The organism is Acidobacteriota bacterium, from assembly GCA_016716905.1.
Lineage (GTDB): Bacteria > Acidobacteriota > Vicinamibacteria > Vicinamibacterales > SCN-69-37 > SYFT01.
On record JADJUS010000004.1, the window covers coordinates 627,405 to 639,174 of the forward strand.

General features: G+C 65.9%; 11 protein-coding genes and 2 tRNA genes. 5 read left to right on the forward strand and 8 right to left on the reverse strand.

Annotation, left to right across the window (positions count from 1 at the left end):
• Window positions 1–177 precede the first annotated feature (177 nt).
• Both IPL75_06700 and IPL75_06705 read left to right on the forward strand, forming a co-directional pair.
• The gene (locus IPL75_06700; GenBank protein MBK9239945.1) at window positions 178–1,038 is read left to right on the forward strand and encodes a Ku protein; all 861 of its coding nucleotides are present in this window, start codon (window positions 178–180) and stop codon (window positions 1,036–1,038) included.
• 4 nt (window positions 1,039–1,042) lie between these two features.
• On the forward strand, window positions 1,043–3,448 hold the full coding sequence (locus IPL75_06705) for an ATP-binding protein (protein ID MBK9239946.1): 2,406 nt from the start codon (window positions 1,043–1,045) through the stop codon (window positions 3,446–3,448).
• An 88-nt stretch (window positions 3,449–3,536) separates the two neighbouring features.
• Here the strand turns inward: IPL75_06705 and IPL75_06710 are convergent, their stop codons facing one another.
• From IPL75_06710 to IPL75_06745, 8 genes are all read right to left on the reverse strand, one after another.
• Window positions 3,537–4,763: an AAA family ATPase gene (locus tag IPL75_06710; protein ID MBK9239947.1), complete on the reverse strand. Its 1,227-nt coding sequence runs from the start codon at window positions 4,761–4,763 to the stop codon at window positions 3,537–3,539.
• A gap of 29 nt (window positions 4,764–4,792) precedes the next feature.
• A tRNA-His gene (locus IPL75_06715) sits at window positions 4,793–4,867 on the reverse strand.
• A gap of 108 nt (window positions 4,868–4,975) precedes the next feature.
• Window positions 4,976–5,467: a hypothetical protein gene (locus tag IPL75_06720; GenBank protein MBK9239948.1), complete on the reverse strand. Its 492-nt coding sequence runs from the start codon at window positions 5,465–5,467 to the stop codon at window positions 4,976–4,978.
• A complete protein-coding gene (locus tag IPL75_06725; GenBank protein ID MBK9239949.1) occupies window positions 5,464–5,811 on the reverse strand; it encodes a hypothetical protein in 348 nt (115 codons plus the stop codon). The genes IPL75_06720 and IPL75_06725 overlap by 4 nt, the downstream gene beginning before the upstream one ends.
• Window positions 5,748–5,951, reverse strand: coding sequence for a zf-HC2 domain-containing protein (locus IPL75_06730; protein ID MBK9239950.1), 204 nt, complete (start codon window positions 5,949–5,951; stop codon window positions 5,748–5,750). Before IPL75_06730 ends, IPL75_06725 begins: the two co-directional genes overlap by 64 nt.
• Window positions 5,944–6,489 carry a sigma-70 family RNA polymerase sigma factor gene (locus IPL75_06735; GenBank protein ID MBK9239951.1) on the reverse strand — a complete coding sequence of 182 codons (546 nt, stop codon included), beginning with the start codon at window positions 6,487–6,489 and terminating at the stop codon, window positions 5,944–5,946. Before IPL75_06735 ends, IPL75_06730 begins: the two co-directional genes overlap by 8 nt.
• Before the next feature lie 158 nt (window positions 6,490–6,647).
• Window positions 6,648–8,150, reverse strand: a complete 1,503-nt coding sequence (locus IPL75_06740; GenBank protein MBK9239952.1) for a hypothetical protein — start codon at window positions 8,148–8,150, stop codon at window positions 6,648–6,650.
• Window positions 8,147–9,817, reverse strand: coding sequence for a hypothetical protein (locus IPL75_06745; protein MBK9239953.1), 1,671 nt, complete (start codon window positions 9,815–9,817; stop codon window positions 8,147–8,149). The genes IPL75_06740 and IPL75_06745 overlap by 4 nt, the downstream gene beginning before the upstream one ends.
• Window positions 9,818–9,938: 121 nt before the next feature.
• Between IPL75_06745 and IPL75_06750 the strand changes: the two genes are divergently transcribed.
• From IPL75_06750 to IPL75_06760, 3 genes are all read left to right on the forward strand, one after another.
• The gene (locus tag IPL75_06750; GenBank protein MBK9239954.1) at window positions 9,939–11,030 is read left to right on the forward strand and encodes an MBL fold metallo-hydrolase; all 1,092 of its coding nucleotides are present in this window, start codon (window positions 9,939–9,941) and stop codon (window positions 11,028–11,030) included.
• 12 nt (window positions 11,031–11,042) lie between these two features.
• A tRNA-Arg gene (locus IPL75_06755) sits at window positions 11,043–11,119 on the forward strand.
• A 191-nt stretch (window positions 11,120–11,310) separates the two neighbouring features.
• Entirely contained in the window at window positions 11,311–11,757 is a 447-nt protein-coding gene (locus IPL75_06760; GenBank protein MBK9239955.1) for a PqqD family protein, read from the forward strand.
• The last annotated feature ends 13 nt before the right edge of the window (window positions 11,758–11,770 follow it).

An 11,770-nucleotide genomic window follows, 5' to 3' on the forward strand; every position in this document is an offset into this window, starting at 1 on the left:
GTCCAGGGGTCCAGGGGTCAGAAGTGCAGCGTGACGTGAAGCTCTTCGAAAAGAACCTCCGTACCTCCCCATCTCCTGTGATCCGTCGTGGACGCGTGCACTTCTGTGCAACGTGCACTCCGACCCCGAACCGACCGATAATTCCAGCCTCGGCATTTTCAGTCGACAGGGGGCAGCATGGCCGCAAGACCGACGTGGAAGGGGTACCTCAAAATCAGCCTGGTCAACATCCCCGTGCGGGTGTTTCCGGCCACCGACTCGGCGGCGACCGTCAGCTTCAACCAGCTGCATCGCGAATGCCGCTCGCGTATCAACCAGAAGAAGTGGTGCGCCACCTGCCAGACCGAGGTCGCCAACACCGACATCGTCAAGGGCTACGAGTTCGAGAAGGGCAAGTACGTGGTGATGGAGGAGGAGGACCTGGCCAAGGTCAAGACCGAGTCCACGCGCGTCATCAACATCGTGCAGTTTGCCGAAGCGAAGGTGATCGACCCGGTGTATGTGGAACGGCCGTATTTTCTGGCGCCCGATGGACAGGTGGCGGCTGATGCATTTGCCGTGATGCGCGAGGGGATGCAGGGCAAGGCCGCCGTGGGAAAAGTGGCACTGTACGGCCGCGAGTACCTGGTCGCCATCATGCCGCGCGAGAACGGACTGGTGATGTACACCCTTCGCCACGCGAGCGAAGTGCGAGCGATGAGCGAGATCGACGAACTGAAGTCCGTGCCCTCGAAGATCAAACCCGACGAACTGAAGCTGGCCCGTCAGGTCATCGGCAATTTCGAAGTAGGCGGTGACCTGACGCAGTACAAAGACGGCTATCAGGAAGAACTGCGGCGGATCATCGACGCGAAGATCGCGGGCGAAGAGATCGTGGCGCCCATCGACGAGGCGCCACCCAAGGTGGTCAACCTCATGGAGGCGCTGCGTCAGAGCCTTGAACGCGTGTCGGCCAACAAGAAGAAGGCCGCGAAGGCGGTCTCAGGAAAGCCGGCGATCAAGGCAGTGGCGGCCCCGCGCAAGCGCGCCCGCGGATGAACCCATGAACGACTTCGAGAAGCTCGGCCTGTTCTACCTCGGACGGCCGGTAGACCCGGCCACCGGCACCACCGTGCCCGAACCCTTCCTGCTGGACTCACGCGACCTGACCACCCACGCCGTCTGCGTCGGCATGACGGGCAGTGGCAAGACCGGGTTGTGCCTCGCGATGCTTGAAGAGGCGGCCATCGATGGCATCCCCGTCATTGCGATCGACCCGAAAGGTGATGTCGGCAATTTGCTCCTGTCGTTCCCGTCACTCGACGCGGCGTCCTTTGCACCGTGGGTGAGCGCCGATGAAGCGGCCCGCGCAGGTGTGACCGTAGAAGCGCATGCCGAGCGCGAAGCCACCAAGTGGCGCGAGGGATTGGCCAACTGGGGGCAGGACGGAGCCCGCATCGCGAAGATGCGTGCCGCTGCAGACTTCGTGGTCTACACGCCCGGGTCGAAGGCCGGCACCCCACTGTCAGTGCTGAGTTCGCTCGCGGCGCCGCCACCGGCGGTGCGCGACGATGCCGAGGTGGTGGGCGACAAGGTGTCGAGTGTCGTGGCCGCGCTCCTGAGTCTGCTGGGCATCGACGCCGACCCGCTGACCAGCCGCGATCACATCCTCCTCTCCACCATCGTCAACGCCGCGTGGGCGGACGGGCGCGATCTGAGTCTCAGTGATCTGATCCAGCAGATTCAACAGCCGCCGATGACCCGCGTCGGCGTGATGGAGCTGGAGTCGTTTTATCCGCAAAACGATCGCTTCGCGTTCGCCACGCGCCTGAACAACCTGCTGGCGGCTCCCGGTTTCGCGGCTTGGCTTGAAGGCGAGCCCCTCGACATCGGTAGCCTCCTCTACAACGCTCAGGGCAAGCCCAAGGTCAGCATCATCTCTGTCGCGCATCTCGACGATGCGGAGCGGATGTTTGTGGTGTCGCTGATCCTGGGTGAAATCGTCGCGTGGATGCGCACACAACCGGGAACCACAAGCCTGCGTGCGTTGGTCTACATGGACGAGGTCTTCGGCTTCCTGCCGCCGGTGGCCAACCCGCCATCAAAGCGTCCATTGTTGACGTTGTTCAAACAGGCCCGCGCGTTTGGAGTGGGTGTGTGCTTGGCTACGCAAAATCCCGTGGACCTCGATTACAAGGCGCTGTCGAACGCCGGCACGTGGCTCATCGGCCGGCTGCAGACTGATCGTGATCGGGCGCGACTGCTTGATGGCCTGGAGGGCGCAGCTGGTGGCGCATTGGATCGCGCGGAGGCGGAAAGCGCGATTACGGGACTCGGCAAGCGGCGCTTCCTGGTGCACAACGTCCATGCGAAGGCGCCGGTCGTCATCGAGAGCCGCTGGTGCATGTCGTATCTGCGCGGCCCGCTCACGCGCGACGACTTCAAGCGCTTGTCCCGTCCTGCCGGTGTGACCGCCGGCCAGCCCGAGTCCGTTCCGGCGCGAGCCGCCACGGCGACGGCGAGCCCTGGGGAGCCGACCGCGCTGTCGGGCGCGCGGCCCCTGTTGCCGCCCGACATCCCGCAGTTGTTTGATGGCGCCGGTGCGGCTGGTGCCACGTGGTCGCCAGCACTCTACGGTGCGGCGCAGATCACGTTCGCCGATGCGAAGCGCGGCGTTGACGAAACACAGACGGTGGCGATCGCCGTACCCCTGCAGTCCGGCATGCCGGTCATTGATTGGGAGGCCGGCGTCGAAACGGACGTGCTGCCGCGGCAACTGGTGGCAGACGCGCCTGCGGGTGGCTCGTTTGCGCCGCTGCCCACTCAGGCGCAGCAGGTGAAAGCGTTCGCAAAGCTCGCGGCGGATCTGGACCGATGGCTCGGCCGCACCAGGCGCTTGACGCTGCTGCGCCACGCGGGCCTGGGCGTGGTGTCACGCGCCGGTGAGAGCGAGCGCGACTTCCGGATTCGCCTCGCGGCCGCCGCGCGGGAATCGCGCGACGCGGTTGTGGACAAGCTGCGCACGAAGTACGCGTCGAAGCTGAATACCGCCACCGAGAAAGTGCGTCGTGCCGAAATGGCGTTCGGCAAGGAACAGCAGGACGTGGCGCAGCACAAAGTGCAGACGGGCCTGTCGGTGGCAAGCACGCTGGGCGCTGCCGTGCTCGGCGCCGTCTTCGGCCGTCGTGGCGGGATCACCGCCGGCACGATCGGCAAGGCGTCCACCACGGCCAAGGGCTGGATGCGCGGATCGAAGGAACAGGAAGACGTCTCGCGCGCGCAGCAGAATCTGGACGCCGCCCGTCAGGCGCTCGCTGACCTGGAGGCCGAAGTGGCGTCGGCGATCGAGGCCGCGGCCGCCGGCAGCGCAGCCGGGTCGGTTGAGGACGCGCTCGAAACCATCACCATTGCGCCAAAGCGTGGCGGCATCCACGTGCAGGTGGTGGCCATCCTCTGGACGACGGGGTAGGGACGCCAAAACGACCTCTGAGGTAGTTTTTTTCTCCCTCTGAAGAAAAAACTACCTCAGAGGTCGTTTTGCAGAGGTCGTTTTGCTGTTACCGCGCGCGATCGGCGCGCGCGATTTCCTGCATCACGTACCGCACATCGTCGTCGGTCGGCAGTGGACGCTTGTCTGGGACGCGGGCCATCGCGCGAGGTGGCGCGGCCGGCAAGTCCGGCCGGCTGGTCGCCATGCCCTCCACCGTGGTCCAACCGAAGTAGGCCAGCGCCAGCGCGAGCACCGCGCCGCCAATCGGAACGAACCACCGACGGGGCTCAGGCTCAGGCAGGAGGAGATCAGACGTCTCTTCCACCGCCAGCCCGTGGTCCAGGGCCGCATTCATGCCCTCGTCGGCCACCACCGGCGTGTGGTCGAACACCACTGGAGCTTCCACTTCGCCTGGTTCGGCCTCGGCGCCCGAAAGCAGTCGCGCCGCGCGACGCACCACGGCCGGGCTGATCACGCTCGTGCCGGCCACGCGTCCCTCTTCGAGCGCGCGATCGCACAGCAGGTTGATACGGCGGGGCACACCGTCGGTGAGTTCGGCCACGGCCCGGGCACTCTCGGCGGGGAAGGTCACGGTTTCACGCCCGCCCGCCACGCTGAGCCGGTGCTGGATGTAGCCTTCCACCTCGGCCGGCGACAACGCGCCCAGCACGGCGCGGCGCGACACGCGGCCGTCCACGGCGCGCATGGCATCCGTGCGTAACGTGTCGTTGAGCGCCGGTTGTCCGGCCAGGATGATTTGCATCAGCCGCTGGCCATCCTGCTCGTAGGCCCCGAGCTGGCGAATCTGGTCGATGACCCGCGCCGGCAGACTCTGAGCTTCGTCGATGATCACCACGGCATACGAGTTGAGTGGGATCAGCGATTGCAGGAACTGCTCCAGCGTGTCCAGCAGTTGCGGCATGTCCGCGTTCGCGAACGCCCCTTGCGGATATCGTCCCGCGTCACCCAGGCCGAAGTCGCGCAGGATCACCCGCACCACTTCCGCGTCAGTCATATAGGGATTCAGGATGAGTGCGGAAAACGTGCGTGCACCGAGCGCATCAATCACCGCGCGGCACAACGTGGTCTTGCCCATCCCGGTGTCGGCCGTCAGCAGCAGGAGCCCCTCGCGGCGCCGCAGCCCCGTGAGCAGTTCCTGATATGCGCGTTTGTGAGACTCGCTGAGATAGATGAAACGCGGGTCGCTCGTCAGCGCGAATGGCTGCTCACGCAAGCCGAAGAACTGCTCGTACAGCGGTTGGTCTGGCGCCGACGGGATGGAAGGTGGCCGCACGGGGAGATTATAGCGGCCGAAAAGGAAGTTGGGGTGGATGACGGGAATCGAACCCGCAACCACCGGCGCCACAGGCCGGTGCTCTGCCGTTGAGCTACACCCACCACTAGGTGAACGAGCAGTTTATCAAAAACCTCCTGCTGCTCGTTGGTGTAATGGCGAAATGCGGGAAATGTCCGAAATGGCGAAATGTCAGAAATGGCGAAATGCCGTCATCGCCCGCCTCTGCCACGGCCGGTCCTGGTCGTCACCCATTTTCGGAACGTCTCGGCCTGTGCGGGTGAGAGCACGGCGGCGATCTTGTCGTGCAGGCCCTCCTGCTCCTGAATAAACACCTTCCGCGCGTCGTCCTGCATGGTTCTCAGCCGGGTTTCCTGAGCCTGCAGCAGTGTCAGGACCTCCGCGCGCTGCGCGTCGGTCAGGGTCACTTCCCGCGAGAGGTCATCCACATACTGCTGCGAGGGCGCGCCGAACATCGAGCCTCCCCGGCCCGGCCCGCCGCGCCCCTGTCCACTTCCCGGGCCTCCGCGGCTCGGTCCGCCTGGGCTTCCGGGCCCGCCTGGTCCGCCACCGAATCTTCCCTGGAAACTGGACCCCGCGCGGCGCAGCCAGGTGCGCTCGACGACGATGCCGGTGAGGAGGCCGATGGTGAAGACGAGTCCGACAAAGGTCGCGATCCAGACTCGAGGTGTGGGAGTGATCATGGCTGGTCCTTTCGGTAAGTCCCCAGCGTGTCATCGACGTTGGCGCTGAGCATCAACGACAGCAGCGACGATTCAGAGATGTCTTCCGAAAACAGCGCCGACGAGACCGGGAGCGTGTCGGTGTCTACGGCGCCGACAACAGTACTGGTCTGGGACACCACCGCGGTGACCAGGGCGAGCGCTGCCGCCACCGGCACCAGACGCCAGGTCCATCGGCGGAAGTCGAGGCTGTCGAGCCACGTGCGGGCCCGGCCCTCGGCCTCGGCGCGAATCGCCGCCATCACGCGGCGGTCGAACCCGAGCGACGCGCCCCCGACGGGTTCGGCCAGTAGCCGCGCGCGCACCGCGCGCTGATCGGCCAGTCCTCGCGGCAGGCCGGGCAGTCGAGAAGGTGGGTGTCAAGGCGAGCCCGGTCTTCGGCCGGCAGCACGTCTTCGGCTGCCCGCACCAGCAATGCCGTGAATGCCGCGCAATGTTCAGTCATGATGTGGCTCCTGAAGCGCGGCTTTCAGCCGCTGCCGTCCCCTGAAAATTCTCGACTCCACTGTGCCCATCGGAATACCCAGCACGTCAGCGATCTCTCGGTATTCCAGTCCTTCAATGTCGCGCAAAATCACGGCTTCGCGCCAGTCGTCTGGCAACTCGGCCAGCGCCCGCCGCAACTGGTCGTGCGCAATGACCCGGCGCTCCACGTTTTCGCCGCTCGGCAGGTCGGGCCGCGTTTCGGGCTCCTGATCTTCCTTCCGATCCCGGCGTCGTGACACCTGGGTGCGCGCGACGTTGGTGGCAATCTGGTAAAGCCACGTCTTGAACGTGCTCTGCCCGCGAAATTGCCCGAGTGAACGGAAGGCGCGCAGGAACGCCTCTTGTGCCACGTCTTCTGCGGCTTCCCGATCGGCGGCGCTCGACATCATCATTCGCAAAAAATGCACAAGCCGGTGCTGGTGCCGGCTCACCAGGTCGCCGAACGCGTCCAGGTCGCCTTCACGGGCCTTGCCGACCAATTGGAGGTCAAGATCCATGGGAGGCCTCCGGGCCACGTCGAACCGCTCCTGTGGATTGGACCATGTGAACCGCCGTGTTATTCCCGAACCACACGGTAGAGGCGATGCCCGGCACGATCTGCGGCCAGCAGGCGCAGATGTGCCTGCTGTTCCAGGGCCCGAATGACCCCGGAACCTCATGGGGGGGCGAATCGTTCCAGATGGACCATCGCGTGAGTGGCCCCAAGGGCCAGCAGCGTATCCACGGCCCTCTGCTCAGGGAAATACCACAGTGTTTCCGAGCGCTCGCGGTAGGACAGGGGTGTGACGCCGCTGTAACCGTTGGCGATGGGCCGCCAGTGCCCGGTGGCGTTGAGGACGTATTCCCCGTTTTCGTGCATGACGTCCGGCGGGAAGAACGGGAACTCCACCAGAAGGGCTGGGTCCGCAGCCTCAGCCACGAGGGTATAGACCGGCGGCAGCCCGCTGTAGGCCCGGGTCATGATGGGTGCCATGAGATTCTCAGCCGTGACCCCTGCCACGATCAGGGTGACAAGCCAGGGCACCGCGGCGGGACGCACCTTCCGTTCGAGCCAGGCCACCGCCATGCCGGCGAGCACCGCCACGGCCAGCAGATACCACATGCTGAAACGCGCGGCGGCGCGAATGCCCTGCAGCGGGGGCAGCACCTCGTAGAGCCATCCATAAAGCGGGGTGCCGGTGCCGAGTGAGAGCACCACGCCCGCGGCGGCCAGGATGACGAGCCAAACCACTCGCGACGGGGCCCGTCGTGCCACTTCGCTGCGCCCCGCAGTGGCGATGCCGACCGCTGCGAGCACCAGCGCAATCACGCCGGGGAAAAACACATCGATGTCTGTGGTGAAAAACGGCGCGGTCCACCCCGCATGCAAGCGGCTCAGTGAAGTGAGATAGCCGCCGAGCGTGGCAGAGAAGTCGGTCACCTGCTCGAGCGGACGCCTGACGCCATTCGTCAGGTGGGGCCACAACACGGGCAACGCGAGCACCGCTCCGCCGATGGTCGGGACTGCGAGCCTCACCACGCCCGAAAGTTTCCGCGTCTCCACTACCGTGACCATCGTCAACAGGATGACTGCGCCGGCAGAGAAGAGCAGCCAGTGCAGCGACGTGGCCGCCACCAGTGGCCAAATGATCAGCAGTGGCCACCAGTGGCCTCTGCCGCGAAGCGCCTGGTCTGCGAAGTAACACGCAAGGATCAGGCCCCAGGCGTGGGCGGCCTGCAGGTGGGGCAGCCGTGTCAGGAGGTGCGGGTTGAAGGCGAGCAGCGCTCCGGCCACGAGCCCCGCGCGCGGCGATCCCGTCCATCGCGTCACCACCCACCAGCCGGCAAACGCCGTGCCCGCGAGTCCGACGATGAGCATGATGTTGAACATCAGGACCGGCGACCCGCCGAGCCACAAAATTGGGGCGCCGGCAATCGCTGGTACCACCAGCGGCTCGGAGAATCTCAGCGCCTGTTCGCCAGGTTGGAAGATGTTGCCCTGCCAGAATGCGGCCGGATTCGTCGGCAGCGTGTGTGCAATCCAGCTGATGATCCAGGTGTTCAGTTGCGCGTCGGCGTTGAAGTTGAGTGAGAGCCGATGCGGTGCGGATGCCAACGGCCAGGTGTGAAGGACAGCCAGCGCAATAAAGATGGTGGCCGCACGAAGGCGGTCGGTCACCCGCCCACCTTCCGCAGCGTACGCGTCACTCGTCCGATCTCCACACCGTTGAGCGTGATGATGGCTCTGACGAGATGGTCGCCCACGGGGAGGGTCGCCAGGTCGAGTGTGCCGAGCGCAGCTCTGCGCGTGCTATCGCCAGTCGTTCGGACAGAGCCCGCAACGCTCCCGACGGGTTCGCCCTCGAGTGAGCGCGCCACTTCGAATCGCACACCGAGCGTGTCTGCCGCGGCAAGCGCGCCGTAGATTTCGGTGTAGGCCATGATGGCAGCCGCATTCGCCGCCGGCTGCAACACCGGGACGAACACCGCGCTGTCGGCCGCGTTCATGCCGCCGAACATCAACGGCCCGAGTTCAAACGCTCCCGCCGGCGTGAAGCCGGCGTCGAACTCGTAGTCCACCGCACCGCGTCGGCCCGACAACTCAGAGGCTGCCATTCGAAGCCGATAGGGTCCGGCCGGGGCAAGGGCCCTGGTCCGCATCGGCCTCGTCGCCGCATCCGCGCCTTCGGCTTTCCAGTGGGCGACGATGGTGCCTGATGGGGAGATGAGGGCGAACTCCGCCCACGCCAGAGACCGCGACGGATTTTCGGACTCGGCGAGAATCAACAGCTGCGGACGAGTCCGGTCGCCGTCGAGCACGGGATACGCCACGAGCCGGAGGGGAAGATCGCCGTAGGCGCGCGATTCGCGCAGCATGTCGGTGAGCGCGGGCATGGGCTCAGCGGCTGTGGTGTTGCCGATCAACACAGACGACGGCGCCGCGATGCGGACGTCTTGTCGAAGGCTCACCACCATGACGCGGTGCGGTTTATTGTTGCGCTGTTCCGCGGTGGGCGTGAACTGCAGTTCGTAGCGTGTGGTCGCCAGGGCGGCGGCGGCCGATGGAACGAGCACTCCGCCGGTGACGGTGGCCAGTGCGGCGAGGCCGCCGGCCGGGTCCGCGGCTGTGGCGCCCGGATCCGCGGCTGTGCCGCCTGAATCAATGACGAACAACTGCACGCGGTGGCGGCCCGTCGTTTCGGCAAGGGACTGGAGGGCGCGCCTCACGTCCGTGGATGTGGCGAACGGCGGCGCCATGAAGACCACGGTTTTGGGTCCCGGTTCGGTGCCGATGCTCGTGCAGAGACGATCGAGCAGTGCGATGGACGCCAGGGCGGCGGCCTCTTCGGCCTCGGCGCCTGCCGACACGGCCGGGGCGCCTCCCTTCAACGCTGCCGATGCCGTCACGACAAGCTCGTGCCTGGTGGTGAAGTCAACGGCGGAGCCGTCGGACGCGAGCGCGATGAGGCCCAGTCGATCGCGTGCTCCCAGCGCGGGAAGCAGCGCGCGAATCCCCTCCTTCACCGATGTCATTTGCGATGTTTGCAACCGGGTGGCGTCCACGGCCAAAACAATCGTGCGGCCCTGCGCGATTTGATTCGTGCCATACGGCGCCTTGAGGAGCGCTTCCACACGTTCGTATGGCACGAACCGCAGTGTGTCGATCGGATGCGGCCGGTTGTCGATGCGCAGCGCCAGGTCCGCTGCCCGAAGCGTAGTCAGTGGCGCCCCGCCGAGGTCTGCAGCTGAAAGATCGATGGTGATGGCGGTCGCGGGCGCCTGGGCGCGCGGTGTTCCCGTCACGCACGCGGCGAGCACGAGCACGGTCAGGAGGCGCGGACCCATCGAGGGAATTGTATAGGACCGGTGCCGGATTGATCGCGCCAACGCGGCGGTTCGCCCCAGGCCACGCGCCGGCCGTACCGCCGCGCGGGTATTCTGCGACGCGATGACGTCTACTGAGGGCATGAAACGTTGGTGCCTGGTGATAGTGGCTGCGAGTGTGATGGGTGTGTCCGGGGCGCAGGCCCCGGCCCGTCCCACGCCGGTGAAAGTGGAAGTGGCAGACAACGTGTACCTCTTCCGCACCGAGCCATACGGTGAAGTGGGGCTCGACGGCAACGTCGTCGCCATCGTGTCGAGTGATGGGGTGCTGGTGTTTGACACCAACGGCACGCCCGCCGCCGCAGAGGCCGTGTTGCGCGAGATTCGCGCCATGACTTCCCAGCCTGTCCGTTACGTCGTCAACTCGCATTGGCACTGGGACCACTGGTACGGGACCGAGGTGTATAAACGCGCGTTCCCGGATGTGCGCGTGGTGGCTCACGAGAAGACGCGCCAGATGATGATGGGTCCGGCGCTCGCGTTCAATCAGCCGGGAATTGATTCACAGTTGCCCGACTACATCGCGAGCCTCCGAAAGCGGCTGGCGTCATTGCCTGCGTCAGCAGAAGCCACGGCGCTCCGCGACCGGATCGCGGGGCACGAATGGTTCCTCGAGCAGAAGCGCTCGGTGAAGCACACGTTTCCCGATCAGACATTCACCGACCAGTTGACGTTGAACCTGGGTGGCCGCGAGATCCAGGTGCGTCATCACAATCGTGCGGTGACGCCGGGCGATGCGTTTCTGTACCTGCCGAAAGAGCAGGTGCTGGTGACGGGAGACCTGTTGGTCAATCCCATCTCGTTTGCGCTGAGCGTGTATCCGTCGGGTTGGGTGAAGACGCTTGAGTGGATGGATGCGCTTGATGCGAAGGTGATCGTGCCTGGGCACGGGGGCGTGTTGCGTGACGAAGTGCTTCTGCACGCGACGACCGAGATCTTCCGGCGGCTGATCGCCCACGGGAAAGACGCCAGGGCGCGAGGCCTGACGGCGTTTCAGGCATCAGACGAGGTCTATCCGCGCCTGAAAGACTTGATGGTGGTCCTGACTGGCGATGACCCGGGCCGCAACGGCGCCTTCCGCGGGCAGCTGGTGGAGTGGTTCATGCATCGCGTGTACGACGAACTGAGCGGGCCGCTCACGGACGCGATCTCGCCGATTCCGTCGCGGCGGTAGAATGAAGCCTGCGCGCCCGTAGCTCAGGTGGATAGAGCACCGGCCTTCTAAGCCGGTGGTCGCTGGTTCGAGTCCAGCCGGGCGCACCAGCCTTCGCCGATCGCTCGCTTCGCTCGCGGCTATGGCTGGGCTACGCCCGCCAAACGCGCTTCGCTCGCAGCGACGGCTGGCTGCGCCCAGTCACTGCACCGCCGGTCCGATCCACGTTCTGCGATCCACGTTCCGCTTGACCCGCCGTCCGCTGCGGGCTAGCCTCGTCCCAGGTTCGATCTCTCCTCCAATGCCAACCAGCCGATCTTCTGAATGCGACGACCGCTTCGTTCCCGTCCAGTCGCCCGCAACCCGCTTCGTCACCGTCGACCGCGAGGGTGTCTTGCTCGACGGGCATGGGCGTGTGCACCGGCTCAATCCGACGGGCGCAATCCTGTGGGCCTGCTTCGACGGCACGGGCAGCCTCGCGGAAATCGCGCAGGACGTCAGCGACGAACTGGGAGTGCCCTACCCCCGCGTCCTCGACGAGGTTGTTGATCTGGCGCGCCGGCTCGGCGCGGCGGGCCTGCTGGCTAATCTCGAACCGTCGGCCGGCGCGTCCGACGACGACCGGGGCGGCGGGGTCGACCCGCGGCCGTCCGCGTCCGCCGATACGTGTCCCGAGGAACCGGCGCACGCCCTCGAAACCCCCGGCCCAGGCGGCCGGCGGTTTCTGTTGGAACCACCCAATACGTGACTCGACACGGCAT